This is a genomic window from Boseongicola aestuarii (assembly GCF_900184815.1).
GTDB classification, from domain to species: Bacteria; Pseudomonadota; Alphaproteobacteria; order Rhodobacterales; family Rhodobacteraceae; genus Boseongicola; species Boseongicola aestuarii.
In genome coordinates this window covers 212,517-235,871 of the sequence record NZ_FXXQ01000006.1, presented here as the reverse complement: position 1 = coordinate 235,871, position 23,355 = coordinate 212,517, and the positions used below count along the sequence as shown (strand labels likewise).

Genomic DNA, 23,355 nt, shown 5'->3' with positions numbered 1-23,355 from the left:
CGATCCGCGGAACCCATCAGGGCCAGCGGTCAGATGCACCGCGCAAACAGGCCGGACACAAGACCGCTTCTGACCAGAAACCACTCGCAAAAAACGTCTTGCTTTGCAGGAGCCATCCACACAGGACAAAGCGAACTTTCGCTGCGGTTGCGAAATCTCGGCTTTTCAAGCACGACGTTCGACGCAACTGGGTAGGAACGGACGCACTACTCAGAAGCAGACCCAGCCCACAGAAACCAGAAAAGCGGCCAATCAACCGGTATCACTTAAGCTGGGAGGTGCTCGGTGACTTCCGGGTACAACATGCCAGGAGGCGGCACAGCGCTTTAGGACTACACCTCTCGGTCGCGCCATTGCCGCCGCCTTCAATTAATGCTTTCGAAATCTGCTTCGGGTATGGAGGTCACTCGGCCACCGACTTGAAGTAGGCTACTATGTGGGCGACCTCTTCGTCGGTCCAGCCGTCGTGCCAACGCATCCGTGTGCCCGGGATCGTCAGCATGGCGTCGACCGCGAAGGAATACAGCAACTCCTCGGTCCAAACGCCCTCGGTCTCTTTCATGGCTTCCGAGTATTCAAACTCCTCGCGTGAACCGATCTGGCGACCAAAGACACCGACGAGCGATAGGCCCTGATTGTTTGCCGTAATGACCTCCGATTTGGTCTCAATTCTGTGGCATTGGCCACATCTTTGCATCGCAAGCTCGCGGCCAAGATCGGCATCCGCAGCAGCGATCAACGCGGCAACCTCCAATGGCGGCTTGGCGGCGGCCCCGGCTTTTTCCAGCATCTCGACTACCTTTGCGTGACCGCTCGTCTTGGCAAGGTGCAGCGCGTTGACGTTTCCATACCCGCCTGTGCCGTTCGTCCGACCGAACCCGATCGCCTCGACATCTGCCGCACCGCCTATCAGGGCGTCGGCAGCTTGCGCATGGCCATGCATGGCGGCGATCATTAGCGCTGTGAACTGATCTTTGTTCCTCGAATTTGGGTCGGCGCCCGCCCTGATCAAGATCTCAATTGCCTCAGCATAGCCCTTTTGCGATGCAGCGTGCAGCGCGGTGCCCAGCATCGTGCTTGTCGCATCTAGGTCGGCGCCTCGTTCAATCAGCAGTTTCAGCACATCTACGTAGCCGTGGAAGGCCGCGATCTGTAGCGGAGGCATGATGTTGGGTTCATTGACGTCTGCGCCATCATCAAGGAGCCGGGCCAGCGTTGCGCTGTCTCCATTCTTGGCGGCATCAAACACCGGTCCTGCGAAGACCGAAGTGCTGGTCAGGACGACTACTGTGTATATAAGGACTATTAGTCTCATGAGTGTCTCACTTTCTTTTCGAAGGGTAGGGATCGGCGTGTGACAGGCCAACAGCGTTCGGCCGACCGGACACATGCACGACGCGTGTCACTGGCTGGCAAAGAGTCCGTCTACCATCTTCGTATAGGCCTCTAGGTCGGTGCCCGTGCCGTAGAGGACGGCCGACCAGTGACGCACGTATCCGGCGATTACTGCGGCCTCAGCAACCTCTTGCTCAGTGGCCCCGTAGGACATCGCCGCCGCGCGGTGATAGTGCGTACAGTACTGACATGGGACTTGCGCGGCGACGGCAAGCGCAATGAGCTGCATCGTTTTCATGTCGAGCGCGCCTTCGCCGTCTTCGACGTCGTTCATCCAGGCCCATGCGCCTGGAAGCATGCTATCGGGATAGTTCTCGATCTCTGGCAGCGCGGCTCCGAAAGCGTTCAAGGCCTCTGCGCGAACGCTTGCGGCAGTCTGTTCCTGCGCGGCTGCCGGTAGCGCCAGCGTAACGGCGGCAGCGAAACTGATGATGCTCTTCATGATAATCTCCCTTTGTACGGTCCGTGGTTGCTTTGAGCCGCGCTTGCATGAACGGCCCGACCGCGTGCATATTTCTGCTGCGGATGGACAAGAACTGCGCATCGTGGCCACTTCCGTCCTGAAAACGAGGTGAAATCATGCGAAATCGGCGTGAAATCCGGCTGGGAGAGGTATTATTTGACCCCGACTCTCGCGATTTGCGGGACAAGGCCGGAAACCGCGTCGAACTGCGCAACAAGTCCTCGGAAGTGCTAGACTTTCTGGCGGCAAGACCCGGCCAGATCGTCGGCAAATCCGAAATCATGGACGCCGTTTGGCCAGAAGTGACCGTATCAGAGGAAAGCCTGACCCAGTGCATTGCAGACATCCGCCGCGCGATCGGCGACAAAGACCAAAACTATCTGAAAACACACGTCGGGAAGGGCTACAGCCTCGCCGTGTCTGAAGCGTCCGTCACACAACGGAGAAGAACGGTGATCGTGGCAGCCGTGCTGGCAGTCATCGCTATTACCGCTAGCGCCATTTGGACTCTCACTCGCCCCGTACCGACCCCGAACGCGAGCCCTAGGATCGCCGTTCTGGCGTTCGATGACTTTAGTTCGGGCGACGACCGGGGCTGGCTCGGAGACGGCATTGCAGAGGGCGTCATAACCGAACTGGCCAGTTATCGCGAGTTTCTGGTAGTAGCTCGCAACTCAAGCTTCAGCTTCCGCGACCAGTCCACGGACATCGCCGAGATCGCGTCGAAGCTGAACGCAGACTATATCGTCGAGGGCAGCAAACAGAAATCGGGTGATCGGCTCAGGGTCACGGTCCAGCTGATCAACGGCCACGACGGCACGCATATCTGGGCGGACGAGTTCAACGCCGATCTTGGTGAGTTGTTCGGCGTCCAGTCCGAGATCGTGCGTAGTGTCGCAACCCAGTTGGGTCGCGAACTGGCCTGGAGCCCAGCAGAGACCGGCAATCCTCAGAAGGTCAATGCGTTGCACTATTTCTTCCTCGGCAATGAGGCTTTCGAAACGGGCACGCCGGATTCATATCGTCAGGCGATCGACTTCTACGAACAGGCCATCGCTGCCGATCCAGACGCGCCTTTCGGCTACGTTGGCATGGCGACCGTGCTTTGGTCTGATATCACTCAGGGCTGGGTATATCCGGACGTGCCCCGCGAAGAGTTGCTAAAGCGCGGTGTCGACTACGCAGAAATGGCGATCTCAATCGATCCGACCTACTACGCCGCGCATATCGCCCGGGGTGACATGCATTTCAGCGCCGGCGAACACGAACAGGCGATCGTGAGGTATTTGACAGCGGTCGAACTGAATCCCAGCAGCAGCACGGCGATGGCCGTGGCAAACGACTCCTTGATCTACACTGATCGCACCGACGAAGCGATCGCCTTGATGGAGCGCGCAATCGAGGTGAACCCGATAACTCCTGGCTGGTACTTCAACAACCTGTCCCGTGCCTACTGGTTTGCCGGGCGTTGCTCCGAAGGCGAACATGCGATCCGAAAACGCGCAAGGCTCAGGGAATGGGACTACCGCGCCCTCATCGTCAACCTTGTCTGCCAGAACAAGCTGGAAGAGGCGCAACATGCGGCCAAACAGCTGCTTGAACTAAACCCGAATTTCACCGTTAGTGCTCACGCCGACCGAGTCCGCGGGGTTATGAACAACGAGGACTACTATCAACGATGGGTGTCCGACTTGCGCGCATCTGGTTTGCCAGAGGGCTAAGTTCTTTTGAGCGCTTCGGCTTTGTGCCGAACCCGGACATTTGGGAGCAGCTTTGCAATTGCTGCACAGTCAGCGAAAGGCAGCTTTGGCAACATCGAACCGACGCGCAGACTGCCGGGCGCATAGCAGTTGAACCAGGTCCATTCTTCACAACGAGACTATGCACTTGCAGAAAAAGGCACGGCAAGTTGTGACGGCTTCGGGCTCGAAGCGGTTTTTCGTTGCACCGTGCCCCAATGACCACTTTGCGGGACGAAGCGTACTTCCGCTGCAATTTCGCCAACGTCCGGATTCGCGCAAATGCGCGATGAACGAATTGGAATGGGGCCTTTCATGTCAACTGAATCGGGTCCCAAACTCGGCCTTTCGTGCAAGCGGCTTAAGTCGTTTCACATTTTTGAATTCGCGAAACGCACCTGAACATATTTTCGCATTAATCTTTCGCAGAGTTAGACAAGCAAAAGCCACGCCGCCACTAAACAGCTCATGTTGAACTGGGAACGACAGGGTCGCCGCTGCGAAAGCTGATCACGAGAAATTAGTCGTGCTTATGGTCGCGATAAAATGAAATCTGGCTCTATTCCTGAAATGGCTATTGAGATCGACACGTCATGGCCTGCAAGAAATCCATAGTTCGCGATCAACGCAGTCTTCAGCCCTGCCGCCTGACCCCCCAGAATATCGGTATGTAGGCTATCGCCGACCATCACGGTTCGAGCGGGGTCTACCTCACCGAGATGCGCGACGGTCAGATCAAAGATATTGGTAAAGGGTTTTCCGAAAAACCACGGCTCAACACCGGTGGCGTCCGCAAGTCGGTGAGCGAAGGCGCCGGGCTCAGTGGAAAAACCAGATTCTCGAGGGGCCACGATGTCGGGATTGCCTACATAAACCGGACGTGGTTCATTTCTGAGCGAGGCTTCAAGCAGAGACTGACGAGCCTCAGTCCAGACCGCGGACCCTAAGAGGACAAAGGCTTCAGCCGCGTCGTACTGCCCAGAATCTTCGGCCAGATAAGTCATGTCAAAGGCCTCGATATCTTCTCTCCCCAAGCTTTCATTGGCCATGAGACCCCATCTTAGAGGCGGTTCTTTGCGCAGCGTATGGAGTAGCGTTTTTCGGCTGGTGATCACGTCTTCCGGAGCAAAATCATATCCTAGGCGTGCATATTTCTTGATGAGATTGGAATGCGGATATCCGGCGGCGTTTGAGACGACCACGATGCGTTTTCCGGCCTTTTGTAGTCGCGCAACGCGCTCGGGTACGCCTTCGATGGCGGTTTCGCCGATGTTGAGCACTCCGAATGCATCTAACAGGAACACGTCGAAATCGTCTGCCAGTGCGTCAAGGTTAGGTAATTTCTGGCAGGCAGCCCGGCGGGTTAAAACAGGCAGTCGATGGCGCACTGCCTCGTAGGCCGCAAACGCTTCGTGCATTATCAAATGATTGCGCCCCGGACTTTGGCAGAGACCCATTCCGAGATGACGACAGCCAAGAGAATGACCAGAAGAATTAGTGACACCTGTGGCCATGCCAGCACATTCAAAGAAGCGGACAACTGCAGGCCGATGCCGCCTGCCCCGACCAGCCCCAAAACAGTGGATTCCCGAATGTTGATATCCCATCGGAAGACCGCAATCCCAGCGAAAGCCGGCATGATTTGTGGGACAATGCCAAAGGCCATGACCTGCCAGCGAGACGCGCCCGTAGCCTTGATCGCCTCGACCTGGCTTTCGTCGATTTCCTCGATCGCCTCATAGAGCAGCTTGGCACAAAAGCCGATAGAACGGATCGCAATGGCGATGACTCCTGCAAAAACTCCGGGGCCGATGATGGCGATTAGCAAAAGCGCCCAGATCAGCGAGTTGATCGAACGCGTTGAGACGATGATCAACAGAGCGATGGGGCGAATGATGAAACGCGACGGCGTGGTGTTTCTCGCGGCAAGAAATGCGATCGGAACTGCGAGGATAAGGGCGAAGATCGTACCCAGAGTCGCAATATTCAGCGTATCCCAGACCGGCTTGCCCAATTGGGCAATATATTCCCATCGTGGCGGAGTGGCGCGGGTCCAGATGTCGGTGGCGATGCGTGGTGCGTCCCAGACGAAGAACCACGTTGTCGATGCCGAGATTTGTTGCCAGCAATAGGCAAATATCGCGATACCAATTAGCCAGAGCATCCAATGAAACAGACTCTCGCGCTGGGTGCGGCGTTGCCAAAGTTTCAGATCGCCTGCGTTTTTCGTAGGCATTATTGTACTCTCGCCCGAATGATGCCGGAGAGGTATTCAAGCGCCATGACGATCACTATGATAATCAACAGGATCGCCGCCGCCGTGTCGTATTCATAGCGATCAAAGGCGGTATTCAGGGTGGCGCCAATGCCGCCTGCGCCGACCAGTCCGAGGATCGCGCTTTCGCGGAAGTTGATGTCGAGGCGATACATCGACAAGCCAATTAGGCGCGGCATGACCTGTGGCTGGACACCGTAGTTAATCCATTGGGTCCAACGCGCGCCGGTGGCCTTTATCGCTTCGGCCTGGACTTTATCCATGCTCTCAATGTCTTCGGCCAGCAGTTTCGACAAGAAACCAATAGTGGCGAAGCTGAGGGTCAGGAAGCCTGCGAGCGGACCAAAACCAAAGATTGCGACAAGCAGAATGGCAACGATGATCTCTTGCAGAGCGCGGCTGATTGCGATGATCGAACGGCAGATCAAATAGACCGGCAGTGGGGCGACGTTGCGGGCGGCCCCAAGCGCAATGGGGATAGAGATGGCGATGCCCACAACCGAGGACGCGACGGTCATGATAATGCTTTCCAGCATGCCTTCGTAAATGTCGCCCGAGCGTGACGTGAAGTCCGGCGAGGTGAAGGCGAGCACGAATTGCTTTCCGCGCTCGAGGCCTTCGTAGACACGTGCCCAGTTGACGTCGATCGTCATGTAGGCGGCGATGAGATAGACGACAAATCCCCAAATCAGCGCCCAGCGCAACCAGGGGCGCTGAACGAAGGGAGGTTTCTTCCAGCGAGTGCCGACGCGGGTCTCGATTTCAAGGGCGATATCGCTCATAGGGCGGCCACTTCGAGGTCATTGTCGTCATCATCATCGACGGCTTCAATGGTCGCTTCCCAGTCTTCTTCGCCATAAATTGTCGTAAGAACGTCGGGTGTCAAACCTTCGGGCGGGCCGTCGAATTCAACCGCCCCAAAGCGAAGGCCGATAACGCGTTGCACGAACATCTGAGCAAGTGCGACGTCGTGGATGTTGATGATCGCGGCAAGCCCGCGTTCTTTGCACAATTCACAGATCAGACGCATGATCTGGCGCGATGTCTTGGGATCAAGTGAAGCGGTGGGCTCATCCACTAGCAAGACAGCGGGGTTCTGGATAAGAGCGCGGCAGATACCGACGCGTTGGCGCTGGCCGCCGGAGAGCTCATCTGCGCGTTTGTCGGCCATGTGGGCGAGGCCCACGCGGTCGAGTAGGCGAAAGGCTTCGTCCACGTCCGACTGCGGAAAGCGGCGCAGGAAGCTGCGCCAAAAGCCCACATATCCAAGGCGCCCGGACAGAACGTTTTCCATAACGGACAAACGTTCCACCAACGCGTACTCCTGAAAAATCATCCCCATCCGGCGACGTTCGCGGCGCAAAGCGCCTGTGGAAAGACCGGTGAGTTCTACATCGCCCAGATAGACCTTACCCGACGTCGGTTCGACCAACCGGTTGATGCAGCGAATGAGGGTGGATTTACCGGCTCCCGATGGGCCGATCAGAGCCAGCACCTGACCCTCCGGGATGTCCAGATCCACGGCTTTCAAGGCCTGATCGCCTGTTTTGTACGTTTTCACGAGCTTCTCAAGCCGCAGCATGAAAGCCTCCCCACCTCAGGTCATTTTTGTTGGAAAAGGCGGACCCGAAGGCCCGCCCAGTCAAGAATTACTCGCAGGCGTAGCTGACGCCATTGGCCGTGTCGATCTTGCGGATCACGTCCCAGAAGTCCTTGTAGTTCATCTCAAGGAACTGTCCTTCGTTCGACTTCTCGAATTCGGCCTGCAGCGAAGTGCCTTCCCATTCGAAGTTGAAGAACGCGTTGCGGATCTTCTCTTTCAACTCGGGTGTCAGGTTGTGCGCGGTGCCGAAACCTGTGGTCGGGAAAGTTTGCGATTTGTAGATGACAACCACGTCCTCTTCCTTAATCACATCGCGGCTGATCATCCGTGACTTCACCGAGTTCGCGATAGAGGCCGCCATGTAGTCCTTATTGGCGACACCCAGGATCGAGTTATCGTGCTTGCCGGAATAGACCGGCTCGAAATCGCGCTCAGGCAAGAGATCGAAATCACCCTTCAAGATCGCGCTTGGCGCTTTGAAGCCGGAGTTCGATGTTGGCGAAGTGAAAGCGAGTTGTTTGCCTTTGATATCTTCAACTTTCTCGATGCCAGACCCCGGATATGTGATGATTTCCATTTCATAGCCGAAGTTGCCATCTTTGGACGCCATGATGGTGAACGGGTTGAAGCCCGCGCAGTTGACCGCCAGCGGGTTCGATCCGGTGTTGAAGCCTGCGATGTGCAGACGACCCGAGCGCATGGCTTCGATCTGAGCTGCATTGTTCTGAACCGGGAAGAAGACGACCGACTTCCCGGTTTCCGCTTCTAGGTGGGTCAGAAAATCAGACCATGCAGTCTTGTAGACAGCCGGGTCTTCAACGGGTGTATAGGCAAAGATAAGCGTGTCCGGGTCGACCAGATCGGCTGGGTCAGTTGGTGTGTCAGCGACAAGGTCACCGTCAACGTCACAAAAACGCTCGTCTAGAGTGCCGCGGGGGCAATCCTGTGCGGCAGCAGGGCCGGCCAGAGCGACGACAAAAGCAAAAGCGACGCCCGACATAAGTGTATTCATTATTTTCATTTATTGTTCCTCCCAGATCCCAACGCTAGCGGGGAGCAGTTGATTCAGGAAGCAATTTCTTGGCTTTCACACGAAAAGGCGACGCATGATACCTTGTTATCGGTGCAATAACGCTGCGGCGTAATGTTTAGCATTTGTGCCGCCTGACTGTTGCCAGCCGTACTCTTGAGAGCCAAAGCAATATACTAAGTCTTGGGCGAAGACCCTGTCTCCCATCCATTTCCCCACATTTGAGCTGCAGACTCTTCGTCGTGAATGAATTTTGGTTTTCAAAGACCCTCAATGCCGGCTTATTATGATTCAGCCACGCCCAACGCGTTCGTTTGAGTAGTCTTTCGTAGTCAGGTATTTGGCGATTTCAGCCAAATTCGACATTTCTTTTGCGCCGCTGACGGCTTCATCCAGAGATTGAGTAAAGGACACTTGCGCTCAGTGCAGCATTCGTCGCTTTGGGCTCAAAACAGTCATTCGCTGCGCTGTGCACCAATGACCGCTCTTGGGTTTACCGTTCATTTCTGCATCTACGCAGTTCAATCACTCAAGCTCATTGGACAAACGCGCCAACACGCTGGCCAGCCGCCTCGCCTGGACGGTCTCTTGCGATCTCCCACCATGCGCCCAACGAGGATGGCTTGGACCCTCTCTATGGCCGCCTCCTGCGCCGTGTACGCGACACACAGCCCACCCGCGAACTGCAGGGCACATGCAGCGCTTACCGGTCCGCTTAGCCATCGCGTGGCATCTGGGCGCGTTTCTGAGGCGCTGAACAGGGCTCATGGGGTTATCGTCACTTTTTGCCATCCCCTCCCCCCTCATGGTTCACGGAGCCAACAATCGCCTGCCCACCTTCGTTGACGGTTACTCGCTCAACGCGAACGGTCTGCTGGGCCTTCGCCCTGTATCGCTTCAGAGCATCCATCTGTGTTGTGTAGGTCCGCGCCAGCTTGTTGAAGGCACGCTCCGCCGCATCCTGCTGAGGAATGTTGGTGACATGGTTGAGGCGCCGGGCCATCATCATAGACGCCTGATGGGTGGCCGCCATCTGAGCCGCTAACATGGCCTCGACTTCATCGCGCGGCTCAATTGACGCAACAAAGCCAAGCGCAAAGTTGGTGGCGCGCTCCGAGGCGACCTGACCATTCTCACCAAGCGCGGCCATATGGCTGAGAAAGCCGTCAAACACCCGATCGTCTGTAATGCCCAACTCTAGCATCGAACGGGCAATCCCAGCGGCCTCGTCTTCGTGGTCCACATGGATGACCAAACTCCTGGCCTCTTCATCGTAATCCAACTTCAATTTTGGACCGGGCACACGCTTTGACTTCTTCGCAACCAAACGCTCAATCGCCTCACTGTCGACAACCTCGGTTTGGGGTGGCTTCGTCCTCGACGTCCTCTTTGCATCCGTCTTGTTACTGCTCTTGCTCATGTCTGCCTCGCTTAACAGGGAGTGGTTAGTATTAGTGTCCCGTATCAGGACCGAAGGATCGGCCCGAAATGGCTCTGACGGGTCCTCAAACGGGACCATGACGCCGCCTTGGGTCCTCAAACGGGACCACCAGAGAGGCTGACGGGTCCGTTTTGGGACCGTGTTTTGTTTTTGGAGGTCGCCAATCGCGCCAGTCATTCGTTGCAGCTTGCTTCCCCCTGACTGTCTGCATCGACTTGGTCGTCAGACGCCACTCATGCGCTTGACGGTGATACCAGCTGCCCTCCTTTTCCATGACGATGAAGCCCTTGACCTCCAATTCCCTGAAGGCCCGCTGGACCGAACTCTTGCCCATCCCAAGCGCGTCCTTCGCCTCATTGAGTGACAGGAACAGCCGGCCGTTGTTGCCACCATGATACCGCGTGTGAAGCTCCAGCCAGACTTTGACGGCGGCCCCAGAGAGGGACCGCCAGGCCGGTGATTTGAGGAACGGATAGCCCAGCGGGACGTACTGCTCTTTTGGTTTCTGTGTGCTCCTACTCATGCTCAATTCTCCCTTTGCGGATCGTGAGCCGTTCATAGGCATTCGTGTGTTTCGACCAGAAATAGCGCCGGTCATTTTTCCTTGTTGGGAAGAGGCATTCTGTGGCATGAGATGGACTTGTGAGGGTGTCATCTGATGTCACTCGAAAAGCCCCGGCCCCGCGAGCGGAGTTGGGGTTTTTCATTATGCGGCCTCGTTGCTGGGATCGGTGCGCTGAGCCGCCAACCAATTGTTCAGGTCAGTGCCCAGATAGGCGACTTTGCGGCCTATCTTGACCCAAGGTGGCCCGACCATGCGGTGCCGCCATTGCGCGAGTTTTTCTCGGGTGCCCAAAAGGTGAAGTTCAGGGTCACCAAGAATGTAGGTTCGGTTGTTGTCGAAGATGTTTGCCATCGGCGCGTCCTTTCGGATTGGTTGCGATGGCGCATAGATGTTCGGAATTACTTCCTACGGATACCCGCACAAGTTAAGAAAACTGGCCCATAACTTGAATGCAAAAGCGCGTTGGAAACGAGGAGATTTTAGCCTCTTGACGGAACGTCGATTGCATTAAGCAAATGTTGTCAAATAGTTATACACTATACCCAGGTAGAGCTTACCTAGGTATTAGAATGGTATCTCGCTGTCCTTTTCGGCTTCATGCTCGTCATGAAATGGTTCCGCATGCGGGTCTATCACCTGCTCGAAGTTCTGAATTCCTTTGCTTGCGGCTTCAACATTGTCGACGTCTTCCACGTATGTTGGTGTAGCGCCGCCTGACGTTTGCCAATTTGCAATCTTTGCTATTTCATCAGCGGCGGTGGGAGTTACGACACCATCGGCGTTTCCGAGGCCATATCCGACCCCGTTGCTGATAATCCAATCGACCAGCGACTGTTTGACGCTCTTATTTTTCGAGGGCCTTCTCACAGCCTCCCAAGCAGCAAGCGCCGTCGCGAGCTTTGGTGAGAATCGCGGGTGAGATCTGTCCCGAAAACTCTCTGCGACCCCTTCAGGAAAGAAGAAGTGAGGCGCTACTCCTCGCGCCAAAAACCAATACTTCAGCTCATCGACTTCAACTGTGGTGTTACCCCAGTCGGGCTCTTTCAAGATGAACAACTTCCGATCCCAGGGGTCTTTGGACAAGTCCGTTATGCTATCAGCATTGCTGAAGACAGTTGGTATTCCTCGCGAAAGAGCAAAACCGTAGTTCCTTGTGTCTTCATCTGTTTCCGCGGGAATTTCGCCAGTGTAATCACCATAGTACTCCCGCTCGGGGTGCCTCGCCCAGTTGGTGATCTTTGCTTGCAGTTTGTTTGCGAGTATTGCGTTTCTCAAAGCTTTGAAAACCGCCCTGAATTTCGAGCCATCCACTAGAATGCGCCCTTCATCGTCCTCCCCGGCACGGTCAAGTTGACTGTCCGACCAGCCAGCGATTTGAAAGATAATACTGTTCCCGGGATTTCTAGGATCTTGTAGGGCGAAATGACCTGGGTCAGCGAGCATTGTGAGAAACGAGGCATCTATCACTGATAGTTCGTCAGCCAGACGCCAATAGTCTAGGCCGGAAAAGGTGCTTTTCTTCATGAATTCGCTCCCAATAAACTTGGCTTGCTCGCTTCGAGATGACTAGCCCATTCGCTTGCGAGCGCCCGCCTCCGCTCAAGCAAATCTGACCTTGCATAAGCCCGTTCCACATCCGACCCAACTTGATGCGCCAATGCAGCCTCCGCAACCTCACGTGGGGCGTTCGCTACCTCCGCCGCCCAGTCCCGAAAACTGCTCCGAAATCCATGCACGGTGAAGCCATCGGCGCTCATCCGACGCAACAGCATCAACATGGACATATTTGATAGCGGCCGATGACGTTTCTGCCCTTCAAATACATACTCAGATTGCAGGGCTCTGAGAGGTTCAAGAATTGCCAGCATCTCGTCTGTCAGAGGAACCCTATGCGCCTTTCCGCCTTTCATACGTTCCGCGGGCACCGTCCAAAGCTCAGCGTCAAAGTCCACTTCCGGCCACTTCATCTCCAGAACTTCAGACGTACGGCTTGCGGTCAATATCGTGAACCTCAGCGCCTTCGCCGCCATCGCCGTTGTGGGACAAGACTGGCATAGAAGGCAGGCACCTCCCGCCAAGGCATCGCGTCGTGGTGCTGCACCTTCGCCCGAACGGTCGGCAAAACTTTAGCGTCTTTAATGGCCGTCACCGGATTCTCACCTGACCGAAATCCCTTAGACTTCGCCACATCCAGAACAGTCTTGATCCGCTGCGCCAGCCGCCGCGCCGTTTCGTGCTTCTCCGTCCAGATGGGCGACAAGCACATGAGCACTTCGGGCTGGCCAATACTATCAATCGGCATCCGGCCAATCTTGGGGAATGCATAGTCTCGGAGTGTGTTGATCCATTGCTGCCCATGTTTGGCGTTCTTCCAGGTCGGAAGCCGCTCGATAAACACCTGCTGCGAGACTTCCTCGAATGTCGGGATTTCCTGCCTGCCGTTGAAGCGAGGGTTAAGCCCCTGCTTCGCCATCCGGCGATACTCTAGTGCCCGCTCCCGCGCTTGGTTCAGAGTGACTACATCCGCCCCACCCAGACCGAAGTCCGTGCGTAATGGTGCTCCCTTCCGGTTTTTCTGACCTTTTACCGTGACGCGAACGATCCAGCGACGAGCCATACTTTTGGTGGAATCAACAACAAGGTAGAGCCCGCCCCCATCGCCATGACGACCAGGACCAAGAGTCTCGACCAGCTTTTTCGTCAGCTTCCCGGTGAGGGCCATTCAATAAATACCACTTTCCATACCACCCAAGGAAAGCATACAGATACAATTGAATGAAAGCCAGTGAAATGCCCAATCCGCGTTTATTTCAACGAAATAAGGCGTTAACGCGCCTAATCTCCACTCAATAGAAACAGATGAAATTGAGTACTGGCGGAGGAGGTGGGATTTTCTGACACAGAGTTCATTTCCTCAATAAACCATATAAATAAGGGGTATACAGCTTTAGACCGGGGTGGTAGACCGGGGTGGAAGCAGCATTTCAGAGGTGGGTTTCGAACCATGCCCCGATACATCAAGCGACACTACAGGACGTGGCACGCTGTCTTGGACATACCAAAGGCTCTACGCCCCAAGTTCAATGGCAGGGCTAGGTTTAAGCAATCCCTCAAAACAGAGAGCCAATCCGAAGCCGAACTACGCGCCCTGCCCCTTATCGCTCAGTGGAAACGGGAAATCGAACTTGCCCGAAGTGGTGTCGAAAGCGTTGAAGCTACCGTTGCTGATTTCCGTCGCGGTGTGGATGAGTATTCCGAAGCTGATGCCAGAGAGCTTGCAGACGACATCCTCGTTACTGAGGGTAGCTACGCGAGAAACGAACCCAATAAGCCCAACCGCTACCAAGACCTAGAGGATGCCTATGCAGTGGTCTTCAAGGGTCGCATCCTACTGGCTGAGCACTTCGATAGCTGGAAAGCCACGTTAGACGAATACACCGACAAGTACCGGGATATGATGCTGGCAGACGTCAGAGAGTTCCTGCAACGGTTTCAGTACGCCGATGAAGTCAAATGGGATGCTGTGTACGCGTGGGTAGAAGACGGTCTAAAGGCAAAGCAGGGTAACTCGGCCACTACATGCAAACGAAAGCTGGCTGGCATCCGCAACTACTGGCAATGGCTCCAAGACCGTAAAGGTGTGGATCGGTCCATAGACCCGTTCAGAGGCGTTGTGAGAGAGCGTAAGACCAAAGCAGCAGCAAAGCCCAAGGGACGCCTTGCCTACACTGTACAGGACTACCACAAGCTCCTGAATGCTGTTCCAGTTGATGATGAGTTGCTGTCCGACTTGATTAGGGTTGGTGCTCACACAGGCATGAGAATTGAGGAATTGTGTTCCTTACGCTGTGATGATGTAGATACCGACCGCTTCACCATTGCAGACGCCAAGACCAGTGCTGGCAACCGCGTTGTTCCGATCCACAGAGACATCGCTCAGTTGGTCACACGTCTCAAAGACACGTCCAAGGATGGTTTCCTGATCTCTGGACTATCACAGAACAAATACGGAGATCGGTCCAATGCTATCGGGAAACGGTTTGGCAGACTGAAGAACAAGCTTGGTTATGGCCCCCGTCACGTCTTCCATAGCTGGAGAAACACAATTGCCAGTCAGTTACAGACCGCTGGAGTACCCGAAAGCCATGCTGCACCTTTGATAGGCCACGAGATCCAAACCATGACCTATGGCGTCTATTCCAATGGGGTTGAGTTCAGTGCTGTGAAGGATGCTCTGGACAAGGTTAGCTACCGATAAGGATCACTGCCCTTTCGAGCAGAACGTCACCGTGGCAGGCATCAGGACAACACCAACACACGAGTAGCTTTCCCTTCAGTTCCCCATCTTTGAGCCGCCTCTTCAGCCCGTGCTTGGGACGAACATAAGCGAGTTGCCCCTGTCTTGGTGTCAATAATCCAGACTTCTGTTGAGAATTTGCCGACCACAGGAACAAGTTGATAACGGCCATCGGCAAAGGCAGTGGTAGCAGACAGAGTGAATATGACTGCAAGAATGAGTTTCATGTTGATCGGATGCGGTCTATCGCAACTGACCTCCGCACCCTAAACCAACCGTCAAAAAGCACCACCCAAGGGTCAAAGCGAGGTCTCTGTTATTAGCGGCTCTGACTCGCGCCCCAGTATTGACTTCGCCCTCAAACACAACCTCGCCGTTCTGATTGTAATGGGTTACATGCCTTGTCTCGGGTTCGTTCCCTTCGCACGCCATCGTGAAAAGTAAAAAGCTCAAGGCCAAGCTCTTCGTTCGTGGCATCGCTCAATCCTCCGTAATCTCAGTTGGCTCCTGCCCCGGTTGATATATCCATAGCCCACTGAAACCACTGACGTAGTTAGTTATGCAGGCAGTTCCATTATGTAACGGACAGTCGATAGGGTCAGTGCATCCGTCTTGCAGGTCCGTCCCCTTCGTCTTCGTCTAATGGAAATTGTGCCAAGTCTATTCCATCCAGCACCATGCTGAGAATATCTCTAGCTGAGATGCCTGCACGGGTGAGACTGGCCACCATTTCCACGATTACTCTGTCTGTTAGGCAGTCTAAGCAAATACCATGCTCATCAGCACGTAACGCCAAACCATCAAGCTCTCGTTTAACGAAGTCTTCAAAGCCGGGGTCTTCAGTGTGGATGTAGTCGTCTGACATTAGTTACTCGCTACTCCAGCTGATAAAGTTCTCCCGAAACTTCTTCTTCTGAGCCTCTGTCCACTGCTTACCTTCAGCGCGGGGAGGACGCTTGTAGAGATTGCCGCTGTCGTCGCGGTACCTGTGATCACTTTTTCTGGTGCCAGTCTTAGACTTTATAGGTCCATCCTCTGACTTAGAGAAGTCTTCAGCAAGCTTGCGTACCTTAGCCAAGAACTCTTCTGCTTCATCATGAAAGTTAGCAGCACGTACCTTTTCCACCAACTCTTTCATTTTAGTCTTAATCTCTTCAGCAGCCTCTTCCGCTTCCGACTTCGCCTTGCTGCGAACCTCACTGATAATATCAGCCCAGTCGCGTTCTTCTGATTTCTTAGCCATTATATCCTCCAAATAAGCCCACTGTCGCAGGTAGACATAAAAAAGACCCTACTGATTTAACAGAAGGGCCTCACATTATCTAGCGGTTTAATTATTAATAAATAACCTTAGTCGCTTAATCGATATTCTTATCTAAATAAGCTTCTCGAAATCCACTACTCTTCTTGGCAAGCTACGGATTGATTCACTGAAAATCCGCCGCATACACCCCGTCGCGCTCCCCATTGTGGCGGGGATTTTTGTGAATTGGGCTTGATCAGAATCAATACAGATAGAAACTTCTACTCTACATTAAATCACCGGAAGGGATTTAGTATGACTTCAAAGCTTACTTTGTTGGCGCTTCTGATTTTGGCTGCCTGCGGTGGAGGCGGAAATTTGCCTTCCCAGCCCCTTCCTTCGGACCAACCGCCTACCTCCCCAGAACCGCCAGCTGGTCCTGAGCTCTTGCTTTTCAGTGTAGTCGACGATGCTGAACCGGGGGGGCGTCGAATGGCTTTCTACGCGGCCAACGTGTTCGATGGTGATCCGCAGATTGCGCCCGTCCGTTACTCGCCTGATGGTACAATAGTGTACGAAGATACGGCAGATATCGAAAACCGATATAGGTTTTTGGCAGGAAATGCAGTAGCTGGTCGCCTAGAAGATGCTCCAGATATTTCCGATGAGGGCGGGCCAGCGGTGCCCTATTACACGTACGTGCCAAGTGGAGAGGGCGATGCTCTATGGCAACATGTTAGCCTTGCAGACGTGAGGCTGATCGACGTTGACATTACCAGTTGTACCCCTTGGGGATGTGGAGGGAGCAGCAGCCAAGTCGGACAAGAGTTCTACGTTTTTGGCGAACGATCTGACAGTCTGCCAACGCCATCATACGTTACCTACAAAGGGGTATGGAACGGACAACTAGTCTACCTGAACAAATCAAGCCAAGACCTATTCTTATATTGCTGCGATGGTACCACAGAGATTAGGCTTGCCCCAAGCAGCGGAAGCATGATTGGAACGCTAAAGCCAGACCTTAGTATCGACCTATATGACACAAACCTTTCAGATATTCAGCTAATTGGCCAACTCACAGGAACAAGTTTTTCTGGAACTGCCTCAGCGAGCTTAGCCTTGCTTTCCGCCGATGACCGACTAAGCGGCACATTTGAAGGAAATCTCTTCGGTCCCAACGGCGCTGAAATTGGAGGAGTGGTTGTTCTAAATGAGGATCATGCTCACACCGCCGGGGTGGATGCCTCTCCCGAAACCGATGTTGCGCTAGTCGGTTCTTTCATCGGCAAATAGGGAACATCTCTTGGTGCATCTGGAGCGACCGACACTAGCTCTGCAAACTTGATATCGACCATTGGTAATTACGAGCGGCTAACCAGACTTTTCCTACACTATTACTCTTCCGGTTTCCTGCTTTAGAGGTCGATATGTAATACTAAATATTACACACCTAAAATGATAAATTAGATTAGAAATCCTCAATCACAGAGTCATCTTCTTCATCTAAGATATTTATTAAATTATCATCTATATCATTATCAATTTTTACTAACTACTCCTTAGGGAGAACAATCTTTGATTTACCATTTTCATACTCAATATCCAAAACAGGTTCAGAACCCACCTTATTCATCATAGATTCTTTTAGGGCAGAAATTACTTGAGCTTCATCAGACTCTTTGCAGAGAAGACAGTCATGAACAGGGTAGGCAGGGACCGCAACTTTCCCTTCTGCTAGTGCCAGCAATGCATCCACAATGACCGTACTCTCGATGTACATGAGTTGCCCTGATGACCCTCTTACATCTTTAAGGAAGGGAAAGGCCCTTATGATCTGGTTAGTATAGTCTGTTACTTTGGATGACGCAGGAAGGTTGTACTGTTCTTTAACCGGAATAATTCTTCCAAATTCATTTTTCGTGTCACCTGTTGGAAACCTGGTCAGTTCATTGGGGTTAGACATCATGGAAGACACAAGTCTTTTGGCCAGGTTGCGCTTGCTTGGATCTCCTTCTCTTACGAACTGGATGCGCTGATAGGGATCTGATCCGAGGTTCACATTTGATCCGGTCAATGCATTCGCAATAAACAGAAACGACCCTTTGATATCGATCTCACAAACCGGTTCACTATCAATCTTGAAAGACAATCGATCCTTTGCTTTCTCACTTTGCCAACCACCATACAGACGCCCACCTCTATCCAGTCTTCCGTCGTTGAATATGCGCCGACAGGAAGCCCACTGACGCCCATCTGGAGCTGTTAAGGGGTGAAGCTGCATAACCTCGTTGATTGCCCTCACATCGCGCTCCAGGGGCTGCCAGAGCCCATCAAATTGCGTGAGTGAGAGTATACGTCCCTTGGGCTGATTTGGTGTCCAGTAGACCTTTTGCTTTTCAGCACGAACTTCGATCACTGGACCGATGCCATGCTCCTTGAAGCTGAGGCCATCCACGGCAATTGACCGATCAATCCGATATACAGCGCTGAGACCACGCCTACCTTTTTGAACGAGCTTTATGAGACCTTTGCCAAGCAGAGCCTGATACACGTCCTCTGCAATATCCCGTCCATAGGCTTTGTTACGAAGGGAGTGGTTGTCTCTAGGCCAGCAGATCAAGCCAGAAGTGCTCGACATGGTTGCCACCACTACATCCGAGACACAGCGCACATACTTCTGTTTTGTTGTTGGTCGGTCGTTTGGGGATATAAGCTCAAGCTCATCAACAAGACGATTTACGTAAGCTTCAGTCTCGCTTGTCCTTGGTTCAAATTTTACTGTTACGAATGCATCGCCTTTTAATGTAACGCGCATTCCTTTCTTGAAATCATTATTATCTTTCATGTCTTTCCTATCCTAAGAACCTATAGAAATTTCATAGGCAGACATACATAAAACAATTATAAAACAAGTACTTAGGCCGCCTTTGAGGTATCTGGGGCCATCTGGATCGGGTTTCAAGAGGCAGGACGCTCGTTCCAGTCAATTCACACGCCATTCGGAACAGCTCACGGTCTGGGAAAATCTATAATTATCTAAATGAGGTATATTAGATTTGACCGACCACAATATATTGATCTTCGATGTGGTTTGGCTTGGATGATCGGGGCAACTTGGCTTCCGGCGCGCACAGCGAGCCTACTGATTCACCTGGGGTTGTGTCGGCTCATTTCCCTCATACCATTCAGGGCGAAAACCATCTCAAACCTCCAACGAGAGCGCTCGTCTACATCGTGAATATCGCCCTACCTAGGTTCGTCTGATGTTGGCCCCCAACGGGATTGGCAGTTCAACGACCGCTTTCAAGAGAACCGGACATTCATTCAAATTGACCTAATGACTGTTATGCGGACAAAGCCGCCGTTTGATGTCGTTAGTTTAAACGAAGTACTTGGCGAACATTTCCGCAGTGAGCGGTCTGAGGAAACACTCGGAAGGGCCGACCCGAATTTGGCGTTGAATATATTTGGGAAAGGGAAGCTGGGACCGCGAGCGATCGCCGTGTTCCAATTGAATTTTTTGTTCGGTCTCGTACGCTTCCCGCAGTGTCATGGGGGCTTCGGCCAACGTATCGAATTTTAATCCCGGCAGTGTGTTCAACATCGCATGACGTTTTGCGACATCATTGATGGTTATCCCAACCTTGTAGAAGCCGACCTCGTGAAATCTGAGGCGCAGATAGTAGAGCAAGGCGGGTTGATACCCAGCATCAGGATGCTTTTCGAAGAACTCGTCTGTGTATCGCCCTTTGAGGTCAGTATCAGCACATTTTCTACAGCCGCCCGCAAGGTGATCAGCCGGGGACTGTAAGAACGGCCCATGAACCGAGCATATAATATTCACTTTTTCACGGGCGGTCCGATAGTCGACGTGTGAGTAATCAAATTTCTCACCGTGCGTCTCAATAGCTGCCGCAAGCCAAGCCTCGAAGCGGTCAACGCGGGACCTCTTTGCAAGCCGCCTGATTGCCTCTTGTCGCTTCTTGGACGCCGCTTGTTGTCCGCATGTTGGGCACCCACGCACCCTAGATATGTTGCCAATAATCCTTTTAAATGGCGGGTGCTCCGAGTTACCACAGCAGAGCCCTACCTCAGTGTTACGCCCAGCATACTCGAACGGTTCAACTGTGTATCCAGATCCCAAAGCCAAAAGGATGGCCCTTTTGAGACTTTCAGCATCTTGCGGAAAGTTATGCTGAGCCATTCGCGCACATTCCGGGCAGGGATTTGTCGTCAGAAGGGCATAAATAACTCGACGGCAGAACTCGCCATGTAGTTTGCACGTGAAATTGGCCTCTGCATTTTGACCTTCGTAGCTAGGGATATCGAGCTCAACCATGCCTTCAGAAAGTCCTTTAATGCTTTCTGCGACTGCTCGGGCATGTTGACTTCGGTACTTGTCGGCCCGCGCTTCACCAGCGCATTTTGGGCAGCCTGCCCCCCGTAGGTGACTGTCAGGAGACTGCTGAAATCGTCCGTGCTTCTCGCAAACAATGCCCATATTCACTCTAGCACCATTGTAGGTCTCGGCGAGGTAACGATACTTTCCGCCATGAATAACCTGTGCCTCGGACCAAAATAGATCAAACGGCTTGGTCGCTGCTTTAATCTGCCTCTCTCGTCCGCACTTTGGACACCCACGAGCATTGACTGGGCGCAAATGGTTTCTCGGTGAGCACCTGAACTCGCCGTGTCCTGGCTTCGGGCAAATAATTTTCACTGGAGTACCAGTATCGATGTAGTTCGCTAGTGAGTAATCATAACGAAGGCCGTGAATTCCCTGTGCACGAAATACGAAATCTTCATTTGTCAGCTTTTTGGCCATGAGAGTAAAATACAAGATTTGAGGATTATCCGCTATGGGCTCGTGGGAGACATCTGAGTCATTCAGTCGGTTGACCGCTATGGGTAGAGAAGCAAACATCCATTCCCGTTTGAACAGACCTCCAACGTTATACGGCAACGTTGTTATATTCCCCTGAAAGAGCCACGCGGCGACTGAGAGTTATTTCCCATGCGGGTCTATTTCCCATGCTGGTCTATTTCCTACGTAGGGTTCAGTTTCGCGTGTAGGTTATACTCAATATAGTAAGGAAAAAGTGCCAGACATCTGCAACCCGTTAGCGTTAACATATTGACTTTGATTAAGGGTGGAATCTGAGGGAACGAATCGTGAACACTGTATTACAAGTGTTGACACAACCTTTATAAAAGAGAGCTAGAAGGACTTAGTGATTCGACCTACTGTAACGACAGAGTACACTCACATAAGAGGCTATTAATCCGCCCCAAACTGTCGCTAATGACTCGCGAATCGCTTTATTTTACGTTACATTAGGTCCATCAAGTCATACGTTACAGGAGGCTAAAAGATGGCTTATAATGGATGGAAAAATAAGGAAACCTGGCTGGTTAATCTTTGGCTAGGTGATGTCCTTACTATGTATGAAGAAGAAGGCGTGCCAGTTAATGAGGACAATATAGAGGAACTGGTTGAGAATATCCTAGAAACTGAACTCAGCACTTTAGAAAGCGGTTTTGTCCGTGACATTCTGAATTGTTCACTTGGTGAAATAGATTACCGGGAACTTGCTCAACATTATGAACAGGAGGCAGCGTAATGTCAGTCAAAATAGGATACGCAAGAGTCTCAAGTCGTACTCAATCACTGGACGTTCAATTATCTGCTTTAGAGCAAGCTGGCTGTACCAAAGTATTCTCTGAGAAATTCACAGGCACAACTACGCAAGGACGGGACCAGCTTGAGGCATTGTTGGATTATGTACGGGAAGGTGACGTCGTTGTCATAACCAAGCTGGACCGTATGGCCCGTTCACTGACTGACTTGCTCAAGATCACAGGGAAGCTTGAATCCAAAGGTGTGCAACTCAAGGTCTTAGATCAGTCTATCGACACAACAACGCCAGAAGGCAAAATGACATATCACATTCTTGGTGCTGTTTCTGAATTTGAGACCAGCCTCAGGAAAGCCCGCCAAAGAGCCGGTATAGATGCGGCACTTGCCAAGGGTGAAGACTCGCCGTTCAAAGGAAGACCACCAAGCATTGACGTTGATAAAGTGAGAGAGACTGTCGCAAGGTTAGGCAACAAGACACATGCTGCTAGGGAATTGGGAATATCTAGACAGTCGGTCTACCGTCTGACAGCATAACCGAGCGCAAGTATCCAAACTGACCGGGGATTCTTTAGATGGAGTCTCCGGTTTCTTTATGTCTAGGAATCGACGTGGGACCCTCTCAAAAGCTGGAGGATGAATCCGGTCGCTGCGGTACCCAACCCTATCTGCAAAATAATCCAAACCCTTCCTTCAAATTGCCCAACTCATCGTACATTCTTATAGGCATGAGACAGACCTTTATATCAGCCCTAGCGGCAACAGCACTCTTCACAACCACACCAGCCCTCGCTCAGGAGAACGGTGACAGGAGTTTCTTCATCGGGGGCACAAAGCCCATCGAATGCAGCTGGGGTAAGAGTAGCACTCTGAGGTCTGATGGCAGTTTGGCAACATGGTCGAACCCTTTTTTTGGAGACGTGGCCGGTTCCTGCACAGAGAAAGAGGGTGCGTTTTTCTGCGCCTTTGACATCAACCCGCTGGGGCGTGACGTATCGCAGACGGTTCACCTAGTCATAAACGGCGGATCTGCTTTAATGACCACCATCAACAGAGACGACAACGGCGAGATTGTTATGATTGGCGTTGGTGACCACGAAGCGGACTGTCGCTAATGGATGGTATTGTTGGCTTTCTCTTTGCGCTGTTGGCTCTTGGTTTTGCGCTTTGGCTCTACATCTTGCTACCTATGCAAATGGCTGAAACGCGAGGCCGCTCCCAGCTAGGTTGGGTCCTGATATCGCTGGTCTTTAGCCCTTTCGCTGCGATTATCGGCCTGCTGGTTTTGGGAAAGACGTTCGAACTTTCCATGGCGGAAAGTGAAGACAATACAGCGGCAAGTGAAATTGAGAGCCCTGACAGCGTTGCGTCTAATGTCGATGCACCTGGGAAACCTATTCAAAAAAGAGCCGCGCCGGTTGATGGTGAGATCGAAGAATACAAGGGGTATACGATCACTCTGGCTGAGAACGGTGTGAACGCAATGGGACAGCTTTGGCACGATGTTAATGAAGCAAGGAAAGCCATTGATCGGCAAGGATAGAAGCCCCAATGTAACTATTTGGACCAGTCAATTTGCAGAGGAAATCAATGGCCGAACTAGTTTTGGTGGTTCTCGTTTTTGTAGCTTTGTGTGTCTGGCTGCCAAGAAAGCTCGGTGTGCTTCTGG

General features: G+C 52.8%; 24 protein-coding genes. 6 read left to right on the top strand and 18 right to left on the bottom strand.

From position 1 onward, the window contains the following. Positions 1-403: 403 nt before the first annotated feature. Together BOA8489_RS10695 and BOA8489_RS10690 are read right to left on the bottom strand one after the other, a co-directional pair. Positions 404-1,315, bottom strand: a complete 912-nt coding sequence (locus BOA8489_RS10695) for an ankyrin repeat domain-containing protein (RefSeq protein WP_176440271.1) — start codon at positions 1,313-1,315, stop codon at positions 404-406. An 87-nt stretch (positions 1,316-1,402) separates the two neighbouring features. Continuing rightward, complete coding sequence (locus tag BOA8489_RS10690; protein WP_176440270.1) at positions 1,403-1,837, bottom strand: carboxymuconolactone decarboxylase family protein; 435 nt, start codon at positions 1,835-1,837, stop codon at positions 1,403-1,405. Between the two features lie 137 nt (positions 1,838-1,974). On the opposite strand from BOA8489_RS10690, the gene BOA8489_RS10685 reads away from it, so the two are divergent. Beyond that, positions 1,975-3,579 carry a winged helix-turn-helix domain-containing tetratricopeptide repeat protein gene (locus BOA8489_RS10685; RefSeq protein WP_093974001.1) on the top strand — a complete coding sequence of 535 codons (1,605 nt, stop codon included), beginning with the start codon at positions 1,975-1,977 and terminating at the stop codon, positions 3,577-3,579. 548 nt (positions 3,580-4,127) lie between these two features. Here BOA8489_RS10685 and BOA8489_RS10680 read toward each other — a convergent pair. From BOA8489_RS10680 to BOA8489_RS20770, 11 genes are all read right to left on the bottom strand, one after another. Beyond that, positions 4,128-5,111 (bottom strand): HAD-IIA family hydrolase, encoded by a 984-nt coding sequence (locus BOA8489_RS10680; RefSeq protein ID WP_306345760.1) that lies wholly within the window; start codon positions 5,109-5,111, stop codon positions 4,128-4,130. Further along, positions 5,018-5,833 carry a phosphonate ABC transporter, permease protein PhnE gene (gene phnE / locus BOA8489_RS10675; protein WP_093973999.1) on the bottom strand — a complete coding sequence of 272 codons (816 nt, stop codon included), beginning with the start codon at positions 5,831-5,833 and terminating at the stop codon, positions 5,018-5,020. Before phnE (BOA8489_RS10675) ends, BOA8489_RS10680 begins: the two co-directional genes overlap by 94 nt. Continuing rightward, positions 5,833-6,654: a phosphonate ABC transporter, permease protein PhnE gene (gene phnE / locus BOA8489_RS10670; RefSeq protein ID WP_093973998.1), complete on the bottom strand. Its 822-nt coding sequence runs from the start codon at positions 6,652-6,654 to the stop codon at positions 5,833-5,835. Before phnE (BOA8489_RS10670) ends, phnE (BOA8489_RS10675) begins: the two co-directional genes overlap by 1 nt. After that, positions 6,651-7,454: a phosphonate ABC transporter ATP-binding protein gene (gene phnC / locus BOA8489_RS10665; RefSeq protein ID WP_093973997.1), complete on the bottom strand. Its 804-nt coding sequence runs from the start codon at positions 7,452-7,454 to the stop codon at positions 6,651-6,653. Before phnC ends, phnE (BOA8489_RS10670) begins: the two co-directional genes overlap by 4 nt. 67 nt (positions 7,455-7,521) lie before the next feature. Next, complete coding sequence (phnD, locus tag BOA8489_RS10660; protein ID WP_370807165.1) at positions 7,522-8,487, bottom strand: phosphate/phosphite/phosphonate ABC transporter substrate-binding protein; 966 nt, start codon at positions 8,485-8,487, stop codon at positions 7,522-7,524. 796 nt (positions 8,488-9,283) lie between these two features. After that, a complete protein-coding gene (locus tag BOA8489_RS10655; protein WP_141138273.1) occupies positions 9,284-9,925 on the bottom strand; it encodes a hypothetical protein in 642 nt (213 codons plus the stop codon). Positions 9,926-10,010: 85 nt separating this feature from the next. Beyond that, positions 10,011-10,469 carry a helix-turn-helix domain-containing protein gene (locus BOA8489_RS10650; RefSeq protein WP_093974029.1) on the bottom strand — a complete coding sequence of 153 codons (459 nt, stop codon included), beginning with the start codon at positions 10,467-10,469 and terminating at the stop codon, positions 10,011-10,013. A gap of 183 nt (positions 10,470-10,652) precedes the next feature. Then, positions 10,653-10,862: a MerR family transcriptional regulator gene (locus tag BOA8489_RS10645; RefSeq protein ID WP_093973994.1), complete on the bottom strand. Its 210-nt coding sequence runs from the start codon at positions 10,860-10,862 to the stop codon at positions 10,653-10,655. A 213-nt stretch (positions 10,863-11,075) separates the two neighbouring features. Continuing rightward, entirely contained in the window at positions 11,076-12,035 is a 960-nt protein-coding gene (locus BOA8489_RS10640; RefSeq protein ID WP_093973993.1) for a hypothetical protein, read from the bottom strand. Further along, complete coding sequence (locus BOA8489_RS20775; RefSeq protein ID WP_245813776.1) at positions 12,032-12,541, bottom strand: tyrosine-type recombinase/integrase; 510 nt, start codon at positions 12,539-12,541, stop codon at positions 12,032-12,034. Before BOA8489_RS20775 ends, BOA8489_RS10640 begins: the two co-directional genes overlap by 4 nt. After that, positions 12,523-13,233: a tyrosine-type recombinase/integrase gene (locus BOA8489_RS20770; RefSeq protein WP_245813774.1), complete on the bottom strand. Its 711-nt coding sequence runs from the start codon at positions 13,231-13,233 to the stop codon at positions 12,523-12,525. Before BOA8489_RS20770 ends, BOA8489_RS20775 begins: the two co-directional genes overlap by 19 nt. Before the next feature lie 282 nt (positions 13,234-13,515). Between BOA8489_RS20770 and BOA8489_RS10630 the strand changes: the two genes are divergently transcribed. After that, a complete protein-coding gene (locus tag BOA8489_RS10630) occupies positions 13,516-14,769 on the top strand; it encodes a tyrosine-type recombinase/integrase (protein ID WP_093973992.1) in 1,254 nt (417 codons plus the stop codon). Here BOA8489_RS10630 and BOA8489_RS21080 read toward each other — a convergent pair. The 3 genes from BOA8489_RS21080 to BOA8489_RS10615 all read right to left on the bottom strand — a co-directional run bounded on the left by BOA8489_RS21080 (position 14,756) and on the right by BOA8489_RS10615 (position 16,051). After that, positions 14,756-14,980: a DUF4326 domain-containing protein gene (locus BOA8489_RS21080; RefSeq protein WP_093974028.1), complete on the bottom strand. Its 225-nt coding sequence runs from the start codon at positions 14,978-14,980 to the stop codon at positions 14,756-14,758. The two genes, BOA8489_RS10630 and BOA8489_RS21080, sit on opposite strands and share 14 nt — an antisense overlap. A 426-nt stretch (positions 14,981-15,406) precedes the next feature. Further along, the gene (locus BOA8489_RS10620; protein ID WP_093973991.1) at positions 15,407-15,673 is read right to left on the bottom strand and encodes a hypothetical protein; all 267 of its coding nucleotides are present in this window, start codon (positions 15,671-15,673) and stop codon (positions 15,407-15,409) included. A 3-nt stretch (positions 15,674-15,676) separates the two neighbouring features. Then, on the bottom strand, positions 15,677-16,051 hold the full coding sequence (locus BOA8489_RS10615) for a hypothetical protein (protein ID WP_093973990.1): 375 nt from the start codon (positions 16,049-16,051) through the stop codon (positions 15,677-15,679). A 492-nt stretch (positions 16,052-16,543) separates the two neighbouring features. Between BOA8489_RS10615 and BOA8489_RS10610 the strand changes: the two genes are divergently transcribed. Continuing rightward, the gene (locus tag BOA8489_RS10610) at positions 16,544-17,344 is read left to right on the top strand and encodes a transferrin-binding protein-like solute binding protein (RefSeq protein WP_093973989.1); all 801 of its coding nucleotides are present in this window, start codon (positions 16,544-16,546) and stop codon (positions 17,342-17,344) included. Positions 17,345-17,603: 259 nt separating this feature from the next. Here BOA8489_RS10610 and BOA8489_RS10605 read toward each other — a convergent pair whose 3' ends face one another. Both BOA8489_RS10605 and BOA8489_RS20185 read right to left on the bottom strand, forming a co-directional pair. Continuing rightward, positions 17,604-18,896 (bottom strand): hypothetical protein, encoded by a 1,293-nt coding sequence (locus BOA8489_RS10605; RefSeq protein ID WP_093973988.1) that lies wholly within the window; start codon positions 18,894-18,896, stop codon positions 17,604-17,606. A gap of 534 nt (positions 18,897-19,430) precedes the next feature. Then, complete coding sequence (locus BOA8489_RS20185) at positions 19,431-20,975, bottom strand: DUF723 domain-containing protein (RefSeq protein ID WP_141138272.1); 1,545 nt, start codon at positions 20,973-20,975, stop codon at positions 19,431-19,433. 448 nt (positions 20,976-21,423) lie between these two features. On the opposite strand from BOA8489_RS20185, the gene BOA8489_RS10590 reads away from it, so the two are divergent. The 3 genes from BOA8489_RS10590 (at position 21,424) to BOA8489_RS10575 (ending at position 23,229) form a co-directional block, all read left to right on the top strand. Next, a complete protein-coding gene (locus tag BOA8489_RS10590) occupies positions 21,424-21,672 on the top strand; it encodes a DUF7249 family protein (RefSeq protein WP_093973985.1) in 249 nt (82 codons plus the stop codon). Next, a complete protein-coding gene (locus BOA8489_RS10585; protein WP_093973984.1) occupies positions 21,672-22,223 on the top strand; it encodes a recombinase family protein in 552 nt (183 codons plus the stop codon). Before BOA8489_RS10590 ends, BOA8489_RS10585 begins: the two co-directional genes overlap by 1 nt. Positions 22,224-22,800: 577 nt before the next feature. Then, the gene (locus tag BOA8489_RS10575) at positions 22,801-23,229 is read left to right on the top strand and encodes a hypothetical protein (RefSeq protein ID WP_093973982.1); all 429 of its coding nucleotides are present in this window, start codon (positions 22,801-22,803) and stop codon (positions 23,227-23,229) included. The last annotated feature ends 126 nt before the right edge of the window (positions 23,230-23,355 follow it).

Excerpts from the sequence above, each read along its gene's own strand:
- phnC (WP_093973997.1), bottom strand. The coding sequence starts at position 7,454 with ATGCTGCGGCTTGAGAAGCTCGTGAAAACGTACAAAACAGGCGATCAG.
- BOA8489_RS10680 (WP_306345760.1), bottom strand. The coding sequence starts at position 5,111 with ATGGCCACAGGTGTCACTAATTCTTCTGGTCATTCTCTTGGCTGTCGT.
- BOA8489_RS21080 (WP_093974028.1), bottom strand. The coding sequence starts at position 14,980 with ATGGCCGTTATCAACTTGTTCCTGTGGTCGGCAAATTCTCAACAGAAG.
- BOA8489_RS20775 (WP_245813776.1), bottom strand. The coding sequence starts at position 12,541 with ATGGCGGCGAAGGCGCTGAGGTTCACGATATTGACCGCAAGCCGTACG.
- BOA8489_RS10615 (WP_093973990.1), bottom strand. The coding sequence starts at position 16,051 with ATGGCTAAGAAATCAGAAGAACGCGACTGGGCTGATATTATCAGTGAG.
- BOA8489_RS10610 (WP_093973989.1), top strand. The coding sequence starts at position 16,544 with ATGGCTTTCTACGCGGCCAACGTGTTCGATGGTGATCCGCAGATTGCG.
- BOA8489_RS10630 (WP_093973992.1), top strand. The coding sequence starts at position 13,516 with ATGCCCCGATACATCAAGCGACACTACAGGACGTGGCACGCTGTCTTG.
- BOA8489_RS10590 (WP_093973985.1), top strand. The coding sequence starts at position 21,424 with ATGGCTTATAATGGATGGAAAAATAAGGAAACCTGGCTGGTTAATCTT.
- BOA8489_RS10575 (WP_093973982.1), top strand. The coding sequence starts at position 22,801 with ATGGATGGTATTGTTGGCTTTCTCTTTGCGCTGTTGGCTCTTGGTTTT.
- BOA8489_RS10640 (WP_093973993.1), bottom strand. The coding sequence starts at position 12,035 with ATGAAGAAAAGCACCTTTTCCGGCCTAGACTATTGGCGTCTGGCTGAC.
- BOA8489_RS10620 (WP_093973991.1), bottom strand. The coding sequence starts at position 15,673 with ATGTCAGACGACTACATCCACACTGAAGACCCCGGCTTTGAAGACTTC.
- BOA8489_RS20770 (WP_245813774.1), bottom strand. The coding sequence starts at position 13,233 with ATGGCCCTCACCGGGAAGCTGACGAAAAAGCTGGTCGAGACTCTTGGT.
- BOA8489_RS10645 (WP_093973994.1), bottom strand. The coding sequence starts at position 10,862 with ATGGCAAACATCTTCGACAACAACCGAACCTACATTCTTGGTGACCCT.
- BOA8489_RS10695 (WP_176440271.1), bottom strand. The coding sequence starts at position 1,315 with ATGAGACTAATAGTCCTTATATACACAGTAGTCGTCCTGACCAGCACT.
- BOA8489_RS10605 (WP_093973988.1), bottom strand. The coding sequence starts at position 18,896 with ATGAAAGATAATAATGATTTCAAGAAAGGAATGCGCGTTACATTAAAA.
- BOA8489_RS10585 (WP_093973984.1), top strand. The coding sequence starts at position 21,672 with ATGTCAGTCAAAATAGGATACGCAAGAGTCTCAAGTCGTACTCAATCA.
- phnE (WP_093973999.1), bottom strand. The coding sequence starts at position 5,833 with ATGCCTACGAAAAACGCAGGCGATCTGAAACTTTGGCAACGCCGCACC.
- BOA8489_RS20185 (WP_141138272.1), bottom strand. The coding sequence starts at position 20,975 with ATGTTTGCTTCTCTACCCATAGCGGTCAACCGACTGAATGACTCAGAT.
- BOA8489_RS10690 (WP_176440270.1), bottom strand. The coding sequence starts at position 1,837 with ATGAAGAGCATCATCAGTTTCGCTGCCGCCGTTACGCTGGCGCTACCG.
- BOA8489_RS10685 (WP_093974001.1), top strand. The coding sequence starts at position 1,975 with ATGCGAAATCGGCGTGAAATCCGGCTGGGAGAGGTATTATTTGACCCC.
- BOA8489_RS10650 (WP_093974029.1), bottom strand. The coding sequence starts at position 10,469 with ATGAGTAGGAGCACACAGAAACCAAAAGAGCAGTACGTCCCGCTGGGC.
- BOA8489_RS10655 (WP_141138273.1), bottom strand. The coding sequence starts at position 9,925 with ATGAGCAAGAGCAGTAACAAGACGGATGCAAAGAGGACGTCGAGGACG.
- phnD (WP_370807165.1), bottom strand. The coding sequence starts at position 8,487 with ATGAATACACTTATGTCGGGCGTCGCTTTTGCTTTTGTCGTCGCTCTG.
- phnE (WP_093973998.1), bottom strand. The coding sequence starts at position 6,654 with ATGAGCGATATCGCCCTTGAAATCGAGACCCGCGTCGGCACTCGCTGG.